General features: G+C 65.7%; 16 protein-coding genes. 6 read left to right on the forward strand and 10 right to left on the reverse strand.

Annotated features, from left to right (window positions below; translation table 11 throughout):
• Nucleotides 1–15: 15 nt before the first annotated feature.
• Nucleotides 16–1,362: a DUF445 domain-containing protein gene (locus tag A9W99_RS06985; RefSeq protein WP_082929877.1), complete on the reverse strand. Its 1,347-nt coding sequence runs from the start codon at nucleotides 1,360–1,362 to the stop codon at nucleotides 16–18.
• A 113-nt stretch (nucleotides 1,363–1,475) separates the two neighbouring features.
• Between A9W99_RS06985 and A9W99_RS06990 the strand changes: the two genes are divergently transcribed.
• The 3 genes from A9W99_RS06990 (at nucleotide 1,476) to pcaA (ending at nucleotide 4,183) form a co-directional block, all read left to right on the forward strand.
• Nucleotides 1,476–2,180 carry a TetR/AcrR family transcriptional regulator gene (locus A9W99_RS06990; RefSeq protein ID WP_067375187.1) on the forward strand — a complete coding sequence of 235 codons (705 nt, stop codon included), beginning with the start codon at nucleotides 1,476–1,478 and terminating at the stop codon, nucleotides 2,178–2,180.
• A 16-nt stretch (nucleotides 2,181–2,196) separates the two neighbouring features.
• Nucleotides 2,197–3,207, forward strand: a complete 1,011-nt coding sequence (locus A9W99_RS06995; RefSeq protein ID WP_067375189.1) for a prenyltransferase — start codon at nucleotides 2,197–2,199, stop codon at nucleotides 3,205–3,207.
• A 112-nt stretch (nucleotides 3,208–3,319) separates the two neighbouring features.
• Nucleotides 3,320–4,183: a cyclopropane mycolic acid synthase PcaA gene (gene pcaA / locus A9W99_RS07000; RefSeq protein WP_067375191.1), complete on the forward strand. Its 864-nt coding sequence runs from the start codon at nucleotides 3,320–3,322 to the stop codon at nucleotides 4,181–4,183.
• A 1-nt stretch (nucleotide 4,184) separates the two neighbouring features.
• Here pcaA and A9W99_RS07005 read toward each other — a convergent pair whose 3' ends face one another.
• From A9W99_RS07005 to A9W99_RS07015, 3 genes are all read right to left on the reverse strand, one after another.
• Nucleotides 4,185–5,039: a 3-hydroxybutyryl-CoA dehydrogenase gene (locus A9W99_RS07005; protein WP_067375193.1), complete on the reverse strand. Its 855-nt coding sequence runs from the start codon at nucleotides 5,037–5,039 to the stop codon at nucleotides 4,185–4,187.
• Between the two features lie 97 nt (nucleotides 5,040–5,136).
• Complete coding sequence (gene aceA / locus A9W99_RS07010) at nucleotides 5,137–6,423, reverse strand: isocitrate lyase (protein WP_067375195.1); 1,287 nt, start codon at nucleotides 6,421–6,423, stop codon at nucleotides 5,137–5,139.
• Between the two features lie 253 nt (nucleotides 6,424–6,676).
• Entirely contained in the window at nucleotides 6,677–7,471 is a 795-nt protein-coding gene (locus A9W99_RS07015; RefSeq protein ID WP_067375197.1) for an acyl-[acyl-carrier-protein] thioesterase, read from the reverse strand.
• 147 nt (nucleotides 7,472–7,618) lie between these two features.
• Here A9W99_RS07015 and ramB point away from each other — a divergent pair, with 147 nt between their 5' ends.
• Entirely contained in the window at nucleotides 7,619–9,046 is a 1,428-nt protein-coding gene (gene ramB / locus A9W99_RS07020; RefSeq protein ID WP_067375199.1) for an acetate metabolism transcriptional regulator RamB, read from the forward strand.
• A complete protein-coding gene (locus tag A9W99_RS07025; RefSeq protein ID WP_067375201.1) occupies nucleotides 9,043–9,606 on the forward strand; it encodes a carboxymuconolactone decarboxylase family protein in 564 nt (187 codons plus the stop codon). The genes ramB and A9W99_RS07025 overlap by 4 nt, the downstream gene beginning before the upstream one ends.
• 99 nt (nucleotides 9,607–9,705) lie before the next feature.
• On the opposite strand, the gene A9W99_RS07030 is transcribed toward A9W99_RS07025, so the two are convergent.
• From A9W99_RS07030 to A9W99_RS07055, 6 genes are read right to left on the reverse strand one after another with little or no spacing between them, the layout of a single operon-like run.
• On the reverse strand, nucleotides 9,706–9,996 hold the full coding sequence (locus A9W99_RS07030; protein WP_067375203.1) for a hypothetical protein: 291 nt from the start codon (nucleotides 9,994–9,996) through the stop codon (nucleotides 9,706–9,708).
• Between the two features lie 6 nt (nucleotides 9,997–10,002).
• Nucleotides 10,003–11,397 (reverse strand): dihydrolipoyl dehydrogenase, encoded by a 1,395-nt coding sequence (gene lpdA, locus A9W99_RS07035; protein WP_067375251.1) that lies wholly within the window; start codon nucleotides 11,395–11,397, stop codon nucleotides 10,003–10,005.
• A gap of 39 nt (nucleotides 11,398–11,436) precedes the next feature.
• Nucleotides 11,437–12,012 carry a hypothetical protein gene (locus A9W99_RS07040; RefSeq protein ID WP_067375205.1) on the reverse strand — a complete coding sequence of 192 codons (576 nt, stop codon included), beginning with the start codon at nucleotides 12,010–12,012 and terminating at the stop codon, nucleotides 11,437–11,439.
• Nucleotides 12,005–12,283 (reverse strand): putative holin, encoded by a 279-nt coding sequence (locus tag A9W99_RS07045; protein WP_172828824.1) that lies wholly within the window; start codon nucleotides 12,281–12,283, stop codon nucleotides 12,005–12,007. The genes A9W99_RS07040 and A9W99_RS07045 overlap by 8 nt, the downstream gene beginning before the upstream one ends.
• A gap of 20 nt (nucleotides 12,284–12,303) precedes the next feature.
• Nucleotides 12,304–12,777 (reverse strand): DUF779 domain-containing protein, encoded by a 474-nt coding sequence (locus tag A9W99_RS07050; protein WP_067375207.1) that lies wholly within the window; start codon nucleotides 12,775–12,777, stop codon nucleotides 12,304–12,306.
• Nucleotides 12,777–14,300 carry an aldehyde dehydrogenase family protein gene (locus tag A9W99_RS07055; protein WP_067375209.1) on the reverse strand — a complete coding sequence of 508 codons (1,524 nt, stop codon included), beginning with the start codon at nucleotides 14,298–14,300 and terminating at the stop codon, nucleotides 12,777–12,779. Before A9W99_RS07055 ends, A9W99_RS07050 begins: the two co-directional genes overlap by 1 nt.
• 69 nt (nucleotides 14,301–14,369) lie before the next feature.
• On the opposite strand from A9W99_RS07055, the gene A9W99_RS07060 reads away from it, so the two are divergent.
• On the forward strand, nucleotides 14,370–16,400 hold the full coding sequence (locus A9W99_RS07060; RefSeq protein ID WP_082929874.1) for a prolyl oligopeptidase family protein: 2,031 nt from the start codon (nucleotides 14,370–14,372) through the stop codon (nucleotides 16,398–16,400).
• Nucleotides 16,401–16,435 lie beyond the last annotated feature (35 nt).

Below are 16,435 nucleotides of genomic sequence, written 5' to 3' on the forward strand. Positions count from 1 at the left end.
GCTTGTTAGCACTCGTCAGAACAGCACCTGCGCGACGGCGTAAATCACCAGGCCCGCCAGCGCACCTACCACGGTGCCGTTGATCCGGATGAACTGCAAGTCGCGGCCGACGTGCAACTCGATGCGACGGCTGGCCTCCTCGGCATCCCAACGCTCGATCGTCTCGGTGATGATCGCCGTGATCTCCACGCCGTATTGCGAGACCAGGTGCTGTGCGGCGCGCACCATCCAGTTGTCGACCTTGTCGCGCAGGTCGGCGTCGTCGCGCAGCGATTCGCCGATTCGAACCACGGTGTCGGTAATCCGGCTGCGCAGCGTGCTGGACGGGTCGTCGACGCCCTCGAGCACCAGCCGTTTCAGCGTCTTCCACGCGGTCGCGGCCGCATTCGCGATCTCGTCGCGGGCCATCAGCTGCTCTTTGATCGCGTCCGCGCGCGCGATGGTGGCCGGATCATTTTGCAGGTCGTCGGCGAATTCGAACAGGAAGCGCGTCGCCGAGCGCCGCAACTCGTGGTCCGGGTTGCGGCGCACCTTGTCGGTGAAGTCCATCAGCTCGCGGTGGATGCGATCGCCCACCATGTGGTCGATGAACCGGGGCGACCAGCTCGGGGAATCACGCTCGACCACCCGCTGGATCACCTCGCCGGCGTTCAGCGACCACTGGAACGCCCGATCGGCCAGCAGCTGAATCAGGGCCTCCTGCCGGTTCTCGGCCAGCAGCGTCGCCAGCACGCGGCCCACCGGCGGACCCCACTGCGGCTCGGCGATGCGGCGCACGATCATCCGGTCGATCACCTGCTGCACGTCGTCGTCGCGCAGCAGCTCGACCAGCACCCGCAACACCGTCGCCGTCTCGTTCGCCACCCGCTCGGCGTGCGAGACGTCGGACAGCCACTTGCCGAGCCGTCCGGGCACCTGCGCGTCGCGCAGCTTGGTCTCCACCACCGCCGGTGACAGGAAGTTTTCCCGCACGAATGTGCCCAGGCCCTCGCCGAGCTGGTCTTTCTTGCGCCTGATGATCGCGGTGTGCGGGATCGGGATGCCCAGCGGGTGCTTGAACAGCGCGGTGACCGCGAACCAGTCGGCCAGGGCGCCCACCATGCCGGCCTCCGCGGCAGCACCGACGTAGCCGACCCAGATGCCGGTGGTGCCGTGCGCCTGGGCCCACCGACAGGCGAGGAACAAGCCGGTGGCACCGATCAGAAAGCTCAGCGCCACCGCTTTCATCCGGCGCAGTCCCCGCCGCCGCTCCGCGTCCGCGACCGGATCGGCCGCGGCGAACGACTCCGCGAACGACGCGCGGGCCGGGCGCGTCACCGCGGGGAGCGCCTCGCCTGGATGTGAGGCTCTGTGTGCCACCACACCATCATCCACGAGCGGGACCCCGGCACCGCTGACTTGCGCTGAGCCTCGGCGCTCAGGCACCCGACGGGCCGTAATATCGAGAGCGTCTAGGGAATGGGAAATCGGCGAAAGTGGCAGAGCAAATCCCCGCGGTGACCGCCAAGACGGACGGCCGCAAGCGGCGCTGGCATCAACACAAGGTGGAGCGCCGAAACGAGTTGGTTGACGGCACCATCGAAGCGATTCGCCGACAAGGCCGAAACCTCAGCATGGACGAGATCGCCGCCGAGATCGGCGTCTCCAAGACCGTGCTGTACCGCTACTTCGTCGACAAGAACGACCTGACCACCGCGGTGATGATGCGCTTCGCGCAGACCACGTTGATTCCCAACATGGCCGCCGCACTGTCCTCCAACCTCGACGGCTACGACCTGACCCGCGAGGTCATCAGGGTCTATGTGGAAACCGTGGCGGCCGAGCCGGAGCCGTACGGCTTCGTGATGGCCAACAGCTCGGGCAGCAAGAGCAAGGTGATCGCCGACTCCGAGCGGATCATCGCCCGCATGATCGCGGTGATGCTGCGCCGGCGCATGATCGAGGCCGGGATGGACACCGGCGGGGTGGAGCCGTGGGCGTACCTGATCGTCGGCGGGGTGCAGTTGGCCACCCACTCCTGGATGTCGAATCCCCGGATGAGCACCGCCGAGCTCATCGACTACCTGACGATGCTGAGCTGGAGCGCACTGTGCGGGATCGTCGAAGCCGGCGGTTCGCTGGAGAAGTTCCGCGGGGAGCCGCATCCTTCGCCCATCGTCGGGCCCTGGGAGCAGTTGTAGACAGGGGGCGTAGCAAATGCCTGAGGTCAGCGCCGGCTCACGGCTGAAGTCGTGGGGCTATGCATTGCGCACCACCAATCCGCCACCGGACGGCCCCGTCGACGCGGTGACCCGCTGGCTCGTCGTCACCCGCGCGGCACTGCTGCCGATGACGCTGTTCTCCGGGCTGGTAGCCGCGCTGCTGGCGATCGGCAAGCCCGGGCTGGACTGGCGCTGGCTGGTCCTGGCCGTGGTGGGCATCACGTTGGCGCACACCGCCAACAACCTGATGAACGACCTCTACGACACGCAGGTCGGCACCGACAGCGCCACCTACCCGCGCGCGCTCTACGCTCCGCACCCGGTGCTGTCCGGGCTGGTCAGCCGGCGCACGCTGGGCCTGGCGATCCTGGCGGTGAATGTCGCGGACCTGGCCATCCTGGTCATCCTGACCTGGGCGCGCGGCTGGCCCGTCGTGGCCTTCGCGCTCAGCGGGTTCGTGCTGAGCGTCGCCTACACGGCTCCGCCGCTGCGGCTGAAGAAGCGTGGGCTCGGCGAGCCCGACGTGTTCGTGGTCTGGGGCCCGTTGATGGTGTGCGGCACCTACTACTCTGCAGTCGGCGCGGTGGGCTGGGACGTGGTCCTGGCCTCGCTCCCCTACGGTTTGCTGTGCACCACGGTGCTGATGGGCAAGCACATCGACAAGATCCCCTACGACGAGCCGCTGGGCATTCGCACCGTGCCGGTGCTGCTCGGCGAGGGGCGTGCCCGGATGCTCACCCTGGGCATGATGGCCGGCTTCTATGTGCTGATCGCCGGTGCGGTTGCGGTGCGGGCGATGCCTTGGCCGGCACTCGTGGTGGTCTTGGCGCTGCCCCGGCTGGTGAAAGTGTGGCCGTATTTCCGCCGGCCGCCGCCCGAGGAGCCGCCACCGAATTTCCCGGTGTGGCCGCTGTGGTATGCCGCACTGGCCTGGCTGCACGTCCGGCAGGCTGGTGCGCTGTTGGTGGTCGGGCTGGCGGTCGGAGCGGCTCTGCGCACATTGTGAGTTCAGCGCCGCTAGCGGCTAGCATGCATTGATCGCATACGGGGGCTGGTTCTAGGGCGCGTCGATTGCTGCGCCATGAGCCTCCGTGACCCACAGAAAGGCTCTTCTCGTCATGGCCGTGCAGCTCACGCCGCATTTTGGGAATGTGCAAGCCCACTACGACCTATCCGACGACTTCTTCCGCCTGTTCCTCGACCCCAGCCAGACGTACAGCTGCGCCTACTTCGAGCGCGACGATATGACGCTGCAGGAAGCCCAGCTCGCCAAGATCGACCTGGCCCTGGGCAAATTGGGGCTCGAGCCAGGGATGACGCTGCTGGACATCGGCTGCGGCTGGGGCGCCACCATGCGGCGTGCCATCGAGAAGTACGACGTCAATGTCGTGGGGCTGACGTTGTCGGAAAACCAGGCCGCGCACGTCCAGCGCACGTTCGACGAGATGGACACCTCCCGCAGCGCGCGGGTGCTGCTGGAAGGGTGGGAGAAGTTCGACGAGCCCGTCGACCGGATCGTGTCGATCGGTGCGTTCGAGCACTTCGGCCGGCAACGCTGGAGCCACTTCTTCAAGATGGCTTACAGCGTGTTGCCCAGCGACGGCGTCATGCTGCTGCACACCATCGTCCGTCCCAACTTCAAAGACGCACGGGCCAAGGGCCTGACGCTGACCCACGAAGTCGTTCACTTCACCCAGTTCATCCTCGCCGAGATCTTTCCCGGCGGCTGGCTGCCGACTCCGGCGCTGGTCGAGGAGCACGCCGTCGAGGCGGGCTTCAGGCTGACCCGGGTCCAGTCGCTGCAGTTGCACTACGCGCGCACGCTGGACATGTGGGCCGCCGCGCTTCGGGCCAACCGCGAACAGGCCATCGCGATCCAGTCCGAGAAGGTCTACGACCGCTACATGAAGTACCTGACCGGCTGCGCCAAGCTGTTCCGCGAGGGTTACACCGACGTTGATCAGTTCACTTTGGAGAAGTAACTCAGTACGTGTAGAAACCGTGCCCGGACTTCCTGCCGAGCAGGCCCGCCTCGACCATCCGCAACAGCAATGGCGGCGGCCCGTATTGCGGCTCCTTGAATTCCTCGTACATCTTGTCGGCGATCAGTTTGACGGTGTCCAGCCCGATCAGGTCGGAAAGCCGCAGCGGGCCCATGGGGTGGGAGAGCCCGGCAACCACGGCCTTGTCGACGTCTTCGACGGATGCGAAGCCGCCCTCGACCATCCGGATCGCCGTCAGCAAGTAGGGCACCAGCAGCGCGTTCACCACGAAGCCGGACCGGTCGGAGCAGCGCACCACCTGTTTGCCCAGCACTGAGCTGGCAAACTCTTCCGTGCGCGCGGCAGCGGCCTTGTCGGTGACCAGCGTGCTCACCAGCTCGACCAGTGGCAACACCGGGACGGGGTTGAAGAAGTGCAGTCCGAGCACGCGCTGCGGGTTCTTGGTTGCCGCGGCGATCTTCATGATCGGGATGCTGGACGTGTTCGACGCCAGCACCGCGTCGGGGTCGGTGATAACCCGGTCGAGCTCGGCGAAGATGCCGGCCTTGACGGTCTCGTCTTCGACGACGGCCTCGATCACCAGCTGACGGTCGGCGAGGTCGGTCAGGCTGGTGGTGAAGGTCAGCTTGTCGAGTGCGCGGTCTCGCTCACGCTCGGTCACCTTGCCCGCGCTGACGCCCCGCTCCAGCGACTTGACGATGCGGTTGCGACCCGCGGTGATCAGCGCGTCGGTGGTCTCGAACACCGTCACGTCGACGCCGGCACGTACCGAGACCTCAGCGATGCCGGATCCCATCTGCCCGGCGCCGATTACCCCTACCCGGTCGATTGCCATTGACCACTCCTCTCATACGCGCATACGCGCGAGCAGACGCAAAATCACCTCATTTCGGGCAGAAATGGGTGATTTTGCGTCTGCTCGGCAGATTAACTCAGTGGAACTGGCCCTCTTCGGTGGAGCCGGTCAGGGCGGTGGTCGACGACTTCGGGTCGACGGTGGTGGCGATCCGGTCGAAGTAGCCGGCACCGACCTCGCGCTGGTGCTTGGTCGCGGTGTAGCCCCGCTCCTCGGCGGCGAACTCCTGCTCCTGCAGCTCGACGTAGGCGCTCATCTGGTTGCGCGCGTAGCCGTACGCCAGGTCGAACATCGAGTAGTTCAGCGCGTGGAAGCCGGCCAGGGTGATGAATTGGAACTTGAAACCCATTGCGCCGAGCTCCTTCTGGAACCTCGCGATGGTCGCGTCGTCGAGGTGCTTCTTCCAGTTGAAGGACGGCGAGCAGTTGTAGGCCAGCATCTGGTCGGGGAACTCGCTCTTGACGCCCTCGGCGAACTTGCGGGCCAGCTCCAGGTCGGGCGTGCCGGTCTCCATCCAGATCAGATCCGCGTACGGCGCGTAGGCCTTCGCGCGGGCGATGCACGGCTCCAAGCCGTTCTTCACCCGATAGAAGCCCTCGGAAGTGCGCTCGCCGGTGATGAACGGGCGGTCGCGCTCGTCGACGTCGGAGGTGATCAGCGTGGCGGCCTCGGCGTCGGTGCGCGCGATGACGACGGTCGGGACGTCGGCTACGTCAGCCGCGAGCCGGGCCGACGTCAAGGTGCGGATGTGCTGCTGGGTGGGGATCAGCACCTTGCCGCCCAGGTGGCCACATTTCTTCTCCGAGGCCAGCTGGTCCTCCCAGTGCGAGCCGGCGACACCCGCGGCGATCATGGCCTTCTGCAGCTCGTAGACGTTGAGCGCGCCACCGAAGCCGGCCTCGCCGTCGGCGACGATCGGAGCGAGCCAGTTCTCCACCGACTTGTCGCCCTCGACCGCGGCGATCTCGTCGGCGCGCAGCAGCGCGTTGTTGATGCGACGGATGACCTGCGGCACCGAGTTGGCCGGGTAGAGGCTCTGGTCGGGGTAGGTGTGGCCGGAAAGGTTGGCGTCACCGGCGACCTGCCAGCCGGAGAGGTAGATGGCCTTGAGGCCGGCGCGCACCTGCTGCACGGCCATGTTGCCGGTGAGGGCGCCCAGCGCGTTCACGAACTCCAGGTCGTGCAGCTGACGCCACAGCACCTCCGCGCCGCGACGGGCCAGGGTGTGCTCCTCGACGACGCTGCCCTGCAAGGCGACGACGTCCTTGGCCGAGTAGGTGCGGGTGACGTCCTTCCAGCGCGGGTTGGTGTCCCAATCGCGCTGGATCTGCTCAGCGCTCTTCGGGGTGCCGACGTCAGACATGGATAACTCCTTAACGGTCTTCACTGACTGGGTTCCAAGTGAGGCTCAAGGCTTGACTTCACTGGTGTGCTAACACGACCCTGACACAGGCCATTCCTGCTGGTCCACCCATTTCACTTGCGAATTTTGGCTATGACTGGTGGTCATTTTGCGAATCTTGCGAAGGCACGCAAACACTTGACCGTTTCAGAAACTACCCGCCAGTAACCAGAATGCGCAGGTCAGCGGACAATTAACCGGGACGCTTGTCCGGTTAAAGGGAGAACAGCGCAGCGACGGCTTTCGTCTCGTCGCCGACGGCATATGTGAGCGTTGTAACAGCGCGATCGGTCAGTCCGGAACCGAACTTCTCGGTGGATCCGGCGGGGTGGACATGCGAGATGATTTCGAGCTTGTCACCCAGCGCCACTGGTGCCTCATGCTCGATCGTGACCCGCAGTGGCCCGGCCAGCAGCTCGGGGTGGGAGGCCAGGTAGTCCTCGACCACGCTCCAATAGACCGAGTTGTTCATGTGGTCGAACAAGTCGATGTCGGTGACCCGGACCGGGAATTCGTGGATCTCGGACGCGTCATCGCGGCTGCCGGGCTTCAGGTAACCCTTCCAGCGCAGCCGGTCGACCGAGGTGGTCTTGTGCAAGCCCGCCAGGAAGTCGTCGGCGATTCGGGCCGGCATCTCGGTCTCCCGGTTGACGTGGATCCAGAACGCCTCGGATTCGATCAGGCCGCCCTTGCGCCCGTCTATCCGGACCCGCATCTCGCACCACCGGTTGGAGGTGCCCGAACACCAGCGCCGGCACCGCAGCATGTCCTGAAATTCGATCGGGCGAATCAGGTCGACCATGGTGCGCCGGACGATCCACAGCGGGTGGGTCTCCTCGAAGCCCATCTCCCGCAGCTGGTCCTGGCCGATGTCCTGGATGTGCCGGCAGGCCGCGTCCAGGCGCAGCCGGCCGGTGCGGTCGATGTCGGCCACCCGCAGCGGCCACTCGCGATCGAACACATCGGGGCTGCCGTCGGGCACCGGCATCATTGTTTTGTCCAGGCTCACGGCTAAAACTCCCGCATTCGGCGTATCTCCCCCTATTTCTGATGCGAATCATGCCAATGGCAGCGTGGATATTCCAAAATTCGGCACCCCGACGCGCGTGCAAAGTCTGCCAATCAAGCATTAACAGTGCAGCGTAGGCTGGGTCGAGTGTCCAAAACGTTCGTCGGCTCACGGGTGCGCCAACTGCGCAACGAGCGGGGTTTCAGTCAAGCCGCATTGGCCCAGATGCTCGAGATCTCGCCGAGTTACCTCAATCAGATCGAACACGACGTGCGGCCCTTGACGGTGGCAGTCCTGCTGCGCATCACCGAGGTGTTCGGGGTGGACGCGACCTTCTTCGCCCCGCAAGACGACACGCGGCTGGTCGCCGAACTGCGCGAAGTGACCATGGACCGCGATTTGGACATCAACGTGGACCCGACGGAGGTCGCCGAGATGGTCAGCGCTCATCCCACGCTGGCTCGCGCGGTCGTCAACCTGCACCGGCGCTACCGGATCACCACCGCGCAGCTGGCGGCCGCCACCGAGGAGCGCTTCTTCGACGGCAGCAGTGGCAGCGGATCGATCACCATGCCGCACGAAGAGGTCCGCGACTACTTCTACGAGCGCCAGAACTACCTGCACGAGCTCGACACCGCGGCCGAAGACCTGACCACGCAGCTGCGGATGCATCACGGCGACCTGGCCCGGGAGCTGCCCCGGCGGCTCACCGAGGTGCACGGGGTGCGCATCACCAAGCGCATCGACCTCGGTGACACCGTGCTGCACCGCTACGACCCCAAGACCAAGACGCTGGAGATCAGCAATCACCTCTCGTCGGGCCAACAGGTGTTCAAGATGGCCGCCGAATTGGCCTATCTCGAGTTCGGCGAGCTGATCGACTCCATGGTGGAGGACGGCAAGTTCACCAGCGCCGAATCACGCACCCTGGCCAGGCTCGGGCTGGCCAACTACTTCGCTGCCGCCGCGGTGCTGCCGTACCGGCAGTTTCACGACGTGGCCGAGAACTTCCGCTACGACGTCGAGCGGCTGTCGGCGTTCTACTCGGTGAGCTACGAGACCATCGCGCACCGGCTGTCCACGCTGCAGCGGCCCTCGATGCGCGGGGTGCCGTTCTCGTTCGTCCGGGTAGACCGGGCCGGCAATATGTCAAAACGGCAGTCCGCCACGGGCTTTCACTTCTCCTCCAGCGGAGGCACCTGCCCGTTGTGGAACGTCTACGAGACCTTCGCCAACCCGGGCAAGATCTTGGTGCAGATCGCGCAGATGCCCGACGGCCGCAACTACCTCTGGGTGGCCCGCACGGTAGAGCGCCGCGCTGCCCGGTATGGTCAGCCCGGTAAGACCTTCGCGATCGGGCTGGGCTGCGAACTTCGCCACGCCCACCGGCTCGTCTACTCGGAAGGACTCGACTTGTCGGGGGATCCAGGGAAAATCGCCACACCGATCGGCGCGGGTTGCCGCGTCTGTGAACGCGACAGGTGTCCGCAGCGGGCCTTCCCCGCGCTGGGGCGCGCACTCGATCTTGACGAGCATCGCAGTACGGTGTCGCCCTATCTGGTGCTCCAGCCGTGACGGGCAGCCAGATCGCCCGGATCCCGTCCGGCGGCTTCCGCGAGCTGGGGCCGATCAACTGGGTCATGGCAAAGCTGGCGGCGCGCAAGGTGCGCGCACCGGAGATGCATCTGTTCACCACCCTGGGACAGCGTCGGCTGCTGTTCTGGACGTGGTCGATCTACAGCGGCCGACTGCTTCGGGGCCGGCTGCCGGCGATCGACACCGAACTGGTGATCCTGCGTGTCGCGCATCTGCGGTCCTGCGAATACGAGCTGCAGCACCACCGCACCATGGCGCGCGCCAAGGGCCTGAACGCGGATCTGCAGGCCACCATCTTCGCCTGGCCGGACGTAGCGGCAAAGGCCCGCAACTGCCTCTCCGCGCGCCAGCAGGCACTGCTGCAGGCGACCGACGAATTCGTCAAGGACCGCACCATCACCGATGAGACCTGGCAGCGGTTGGCGGCCCACCTGGATCGCCGACAGCTGATCGAATTCTGCTTGCTGGCAAGCCAATACGACGGGCTCGCCGCCACCATGCATGCTCTTGAGATCCCGCTGGACAACCCGCGCGGCTAGGGGGCGGCGCAGACACGTCGAACGTGGGGGATATGTATGAGTTCTTATGGTTTTTCGTCCATTGGGCCCACGTTCGACGCGGCGCAGCTAACGGCCGTCTCACAGATAGATGTTGGCCAGCACCGCCAACGCCAGCACCACCGGAAGTATCGGCAGGCCGAATGCGAACGCCGCGCCGAAATATCTACGGCGCCAACGCATCAGCGTGCCCCCCACCACCGCGCCGACCGCCAGTGCCACGGACAGCAGCAATACCGCCAAGCTCCACTTGCTGACTGTGGTGAGGGATTCGCCGACCGAAATGGCGATTAGCCACAGCACATAGCCGGCGACCAAACCGGCAGTCGCGCCCACGATCTTGGCCGGGGTATGGCTCTGAGTGGTTTTCATAGCTGCTCAGAAGTTGATCATGTGGCCAACCAGGCCGTGGAAGCACTCCTGCAGCGCCTCGGACATTGTCGGATGGGTGTGCACGTTGCGGGCCAGCTCGTTGGCCGTGAGGTCCCACTTCTGCGCCAGGGTGAGCTCGGGCAACAGCTCAGAGACGTCGTGGCCAACCAGGTGCCCGCCGAGCAGCTCACCGTACTTGGCGTCGGCGATCAGCTTGACGAAACCGCTGGGATCCCCGACGCCGTGCGCTTTGGCGTTGGCGGTGAACGGGAACTTCGCCACCACGACGTCGTAGCCTTCGTTGCGGGCCTCTTCCTCGGTGAGCCCGAAGCTGGCGACGTTGGGCTGACAGAACGTCGCGCGCGGCAGCATGCGGTAGTCGCCGAGCGCCAAAGTCTCTGCGCCCGCGATGGTTTCGGCCGCCACCACACCCTGCGCCTCGGCGACGTGGGCCAGCTGCAGCTTGCCGGTGACGTCGCCGATCGCGTAGATGTGCGGGACGCTGGTCTGCATGTAGTCGGTGATGCCGATGGCCTTGCGGTCGGTCAGCTCGACGCCGGCCTGGTCCAGCCCATAGCCCTCGACGTTGGGCGCAAACCCGATGGCCTGCAACACCTTTTCGGTCGTGAGCTCCTCAGCGTTGCCGCCCTTGCTGACGCTGACGGCGACCTCGGACCCGTTGTCTTTGATGGACTCGACCTTGGTACCGGTGAGAATTTTCACGCCGAGCTTCTTGAACTGCTTCTCGATCTCCTTGGAGGCGTCGGCATCCTCGTTCGGCAGCGCCCGCGGCAGAAACTCCACGATCGTCACGTCGACGCCGTAGTTCTTCAGCACGTAGCCGAACTCCATGCCGATCGCGCCGGCGCCGGCGATGATGATCGACTTCGGCAGGTCGCGGGACAGGATGAGTTCTTCGTAGGTGACCACGTTTTCCGACAGCGAGGTGCCGGGCACCAGCCGGGTGCTGCTGCCGGTGGCGATGATGGCGCTGTCGAACGTGACCGTCTCAGTGCCACCTTCGTTGAGCTCGACGGACAGCGTTTTGGGATCGGTGAATCTGCCGTACCCGTGGATCTCGGTGATCTTGTTCTTTTTCATCAGGAAGTGCACACCGGCGACGCGGCCCTCGGCCACCTTGCGGCTGCGGTCGAAGGCGATCCCGTAGTCGAACGTCGCCTCGCCGCTGATGCCGAAGGTCTTGGCTTCCTTGGTGACGATGTGGGCCAGCTCGGCGTTGCGCAGCAGCGCTTTGGACGGGATGCACCCGACATTGAGGCAGACGCCGCCCCAGTATTTGGGTTCGACGACCGCGGTGTTCAGACCGAGTTGGGCGGCGCGGATGGCCGCCACGTATCCGCCGGGGCCGGCCCCGAGGACGACGACGTCATAGTGGGTCACGCGCACTACCCTAACGTTTGCGCGGGCCCGGCAAGACCGTCAGTAGGGAATGACACTCAGCAGACAGTGGCCGGTGCGCTCGCAGTAGTAATAGCCGTACAGCGGCGCCGCGGCGGCGACGGAGGCAAACGGCCCCGACATCACCGCAAGCGACAACGCCGAGATCAGTGGCCTACCCGGAACCATCGCCAGCAGCACGCCGGCCACCGAGCACGCCACCACGTAGACCAGGACCACGAACACCGGCCAGGTCTTGTCGACGGTGTGAAACCACCAATAGAACAGGCCCAGCCCGAAGACCCCTGCGGCGCACCAGACGCCGAGGATCACCACAACCAACTTCCACCACTTCAGGTATTGGTATCGCCCCGGCACCGCGACAGGCACGGTGGCCGGCACGAGGGGAGCCTCGGGTTCGGCTTTCGCTGCGCCGTCGGGCTCGGCCGGCTCCGGCTCTTTCGGCTCCTCCTCGGGCTTCTCCGGCGGCACCGGCAGCGGTCCCGACTCGTCGTCGAAGTTCGGGACGAACGGCACCGACGGTTCGCCGGTGTCGAAATCCGGCACGAACGCCTCGGTCCCCGGAGAAGCGTCGTTCTCGGCTTCTTTGTCAGCCACCGGACACAACCTGAATCGCGACGAGCGCGCCGAACCAGCCCGGCGCCAGTGCGAGGATGAACGCGCCCACCATTGTCACCCAGCGTCGCCCCGACAGCAGGATCACCAGTAACCCGATCACGCTGGGAATTCCGACCACCAGCGCAATGACGACGTCCGGCCGGACCCGCGTATGGACCAACAACGTCGACGCCACCGCGGCCAGCTGCCCCAGCGCGACGCCGGTCAGCATGGCGCCGGCCAGCAGCCAAGGTCGCGGAAGCGGAATCACGCTTTTCGACCTTACTGCGGTTACGGGCTACTGACCGGGCACGCTCCCGGCGGGTTACCAGACACCACCTGACCCCGGACCGCCGGGCGTTCGCCCCGCTCGTAAGCCGCGCCGGTGATCACCGGCGCCGCCTCTACCTGGGCTTTCTCGTCGTCGCTGAAGACCCGGCCGCGACTGAGGAACCGCAACCCTTCGGGCGCTTCCAGGCTGAACCCGCCGCCACGGCCGGGCACCACGTCGATGATCAACTGGGTGTGCTTCCAGGTCTGATACTGCGGCCCGGAGATCCACACCGGCACGCCGTCTCCCCCGACGTCCAAGACGCCGAGCAGGACGTCGCGGTCGCCGACGAGGAAGTCGGCGCGCGGGTAGCACATCGGCGACGACCCGTCGCAGCAGCCGCCGGACTGGTGGAACATCACCGGCCCGTGCCGCTGTTGCAGGCGGGCCAGCAGGTCGGCGGCGTCGCTGGTGATCAGCGCGCCCGGGATCATCAGAAGAAACCCAGCGCCTTGTCGGAGTAGGACACCAGCATGTTCTTGGTCTGCTGGTAGTGCTCGAGGGCCATCTTGTGGCCCTCGCGGCCGAAGCCGGATTGCTTGTAGCCGCCGAAGGCCGCGTGCGGCGGATACACGTGGTAGCAGTTGACCCACACCCGTCCGGCCTTGATCTCGCGCCCGGCCCGATAGGCGGTGTTCCCGTCGCGGCTCCACACGCCCGCACCCAGGCCGTAGAGGGTGTCGTTGGCGATGCCCATCGCGTCGTCGTAGCTGTTGAACGGCGTCACCGCGACCACCGGCCCGAAGATCTCCTCCTGGAAGATGCGCATCTTGTTGTTGCCGGTGAAGATCGTCGGCTGGACGTAGTAGCCGCCGGACAGGTCACCGCCGAGTTCGGCGCGCTCGCCGCCGGTGATGATCTTGGCGCCCTCACCCTTACCGATTTCGATGTAGGACAAGATCTTTTCCAGCTGGTCGTTGGACGCCTGCGAACCCAGCATGGTCTCGGAATCCAGCGGGTCGCCCTGCCGGACGGCCTTGGTGCGGATCGCCGCCAGTTCCAGGAACTCGTCGTGGATGTCTGCCTGGATCAGGCTGCGGGATGGGCACGTGCACACCTCGCCCTGGTTGAGGGCGAACATGGTGAACCCTTCCAGCGCCTTGTCCTGGAAGTCGTCGTTGGCCGCCATCACGTCGGAGAAGAAGATGTTGGGACTCTTGCCGCCAAGCTCCAGGGTGACCGGGATCAGGTTCTGCGACGCGTACTGCATGATCAGTCGCCCGGTGGTGGTCTCGCCGGTGAATGCGACCTTGGCGATCCGGTCGCTGGACGCCAGTGGTTTGCCGGCTTCGGCGCCGAAGCCGTTGACGATGTTGACCACACCGGGCGGCAGCAGGTCACCGATCAGCGACATCAGGTAAAGGATCGAGGCCGGCGTCTGCTCGGCCGGTTTGAGCACCACCGCGTTTCCTGCTGCCAGCGCCGGAGCCAGTTTCCAGGCGCCCATCAGGATCGGGAAGTTCCACGGGATGATCTGCCCGACCACGCCGAGCGGCTCGTGGAAGTGGTAGGCGACGGTGTCCTCGTCGATTTGGGACAGCGCGCCTTCCTGTGCCCGGATGGCCGCGGCGAAATACCGGAAATGATCGGCCGCCAGCGGGATGTCGGCGGCCAGTGCCTCCCGGATCGGTTTGCCGTTGTCCCATACTTCGGCGACCGCCAGCGCGGCAGTGTTCTCGTCGATGCGGTCGGCGATCTTGTTCAGGATCGCCGACCGCCCGGCAGGCGCGGTCTTGCCCCACACCGGGGCCGCCGCGTGCGCCGCGTCGAGCGCCTTGTCGATGTCGGTCTCGTCGGAACGCGGTATCTCGCAGAACACCTCGCCGGTCACCGGCGTCGGGTTCTCGAAGTAGCGGCCCGAGGCGGGAGCCACCCACTGGCCCCCGATGAAGTTCTGGTACCGGGATTCATACGACATCAGCGCCCCGGCTGCACCTGGACGTGCGAAGACGGTCATTTGCTCGGCTCCCTCATTCGACCCTCATGTAATACAGCTCACACTACCGCCGGGACCAGAATGGCAGCCATGACTCCTGGTGCCGAGGCCCAAGACAGCGACCCGTATCTGTGGCTCGAAGACATCACCGGTGAGGAGGCGCTGGATCGGGTCCGCGCGCGCAACGAGCCGACGAAAGCCGAGTTCTGTGATGCGGAGTTCGAGCAGATGCGCGCCGAGGCGCTCGAAGTGCTCGACACCGATACCCGCATCCCCTACGTGACCCGCCGCGGCGAGTACCTCTACAACTTCTGGCGCGATGCCGACAACCCGCGCGGGCTGTGGCGGCGCACCACATTGGACAGCTACCGCACCGACGCCCCCGAATGGGACATCCTGATCGACGTAGATCAGCTGGGGCGAACCGACAATCAAAAATGGGTGTGGCACGGGGCCAACGTCATCAGGCCCGACCACACCCGCGCGCTGGTCACCCTCTCCCCGGGCGGCTCGGACGCCGCCGTCGTACGTGAATTCGACATGCTGACATGCGAATTCGTCGCGGGCGGGTTCGAGCTGCCACAGGCCAAGTCCCAGACGGCGTGGGCGGATCCAGATACCGTCCTGGTTGGCACCGACTTCGGCGACGAGTCGCTCACAGATTCCGGCTATCCGCGAATCATCAAGCGGTGGCGCCGGGGTACGCCGCTGACCGATGCGGAAACGGTCTTCGAGGGCACGCGCACCGACGTCAGCGTCATGGCGTCGGTGGACCGGACACCCGGCTTCGAGCGCACCATGCTGGCCCGAGCGCTCGACTTCTGGAACGAGGAGGTCTATGAGCTGCGCGGCTCGGAGCTAATCCGGATCGAAGCACCCACCGACGCCAGCCTCTCGATTCACCGGGAGTGGCTGCTGATCGATCTGCGCAGCGATTGGACCGTCGGCGCCACGAGTTACGCCGCGGGCTCGCTGCTGGCCTCCGACTATGCCGCATTCCTCTCCGGTGCAAGGGAATTGACTGTGGTGTTCGAGCCCGACGAGCACACCGCGCTGTCTCACTACGCGTGGACCCGGGATCGGCTGCTGATCGTGACGCTGGCCGACGTGGCGAGCCGCGTCGAGATCGTCACGCCAGCATCTGTGAGTGGCTGGCGGCGCCGGCCGTTGTCCGGTATCCCCGCCGCCACCAACACCGTGATCGTCGCGGCCGACGACACCGGCGACGAATTCTTCTTGGACTCAAGTGGATTCGACACCCCGTCGCGGCTGCTGCGCGGCAGCGGCGACGGCCGGCTGGAGAAGATCAAGTCGGCGCCGGACTTCTTCGACGCCGAAAACATCACCGTGTCACAGCATTTCGTCGAGTCGAAGGACGGCACCTCGATTCCGTACTTCCTGGTGCGGCCGGATGGCACTGATGGGGCGGGACCAACGCTGTTGGGCGGCTACGGCGGATTCGAGTCGTCCAACACCCCGGGATATGCGGGCGTGCTGGGCCGGCTGTGGCTGGCTCGCGGCGGCACCTACGCGCTGGCCAACATCCGCGGCGGCGGCGAGTACGGGCCCGGCTGGCACACCCAGGCGATCCGAGCGGGCAGGCACAAGGTCGACGAGGACTTCGCCGCGGTGGCAACCGATTTGGTCGATCGCGGCATCACCACCGTCGAACAGCTCGGCGCCCAGGGCGGCAGCAACGGCGGTCTGCTGATGGGCATCATGCTGACCAAATACCCGGAGAAGTTCGGCGCGCTGGTGTGCGACGTGCCACTGCTCGACATGAAGCGCTATCACCTGTTGTTGGCCGGCGCCTCGTGGATGGCCGAATACGGCAACCCCGACGACCCCGACGATTGGGAATTCATCTCCAAATATTCGCCATATCAGAACATTTCGGCGGATCGCAAGTATCCTCCGGTGCTGATCACCACCTCCACCCGCGACGATCGGGTGCATCCGGGCCACGCCCGCAAGATGGCGGCGGCCCTGGAGGCAGCCGGTCATCGGGTCTGGTACCACGAGAACATCGAAGGCGGCCACGCCGGCGCTGCCGACAACGAGCAACTGGCGTTCAAGGCGGCGCTCAGCTACAGATTCCTACACCGAATGCTTCGGGCCTGAGCGTTTACCCCTGAGCGTTTACCCACAGTGCCGAT

The sequence above is a fragment of the Mycobacterium sp. 1164966.3 genome (genome assembly GCF_001665395.1).
Classification (GTDB): domain Bacteria; phylum Actinomycetota; class Actinomycetes; order Mycobacteriales; family Mycobacteriaceae; genus Mycobacterium.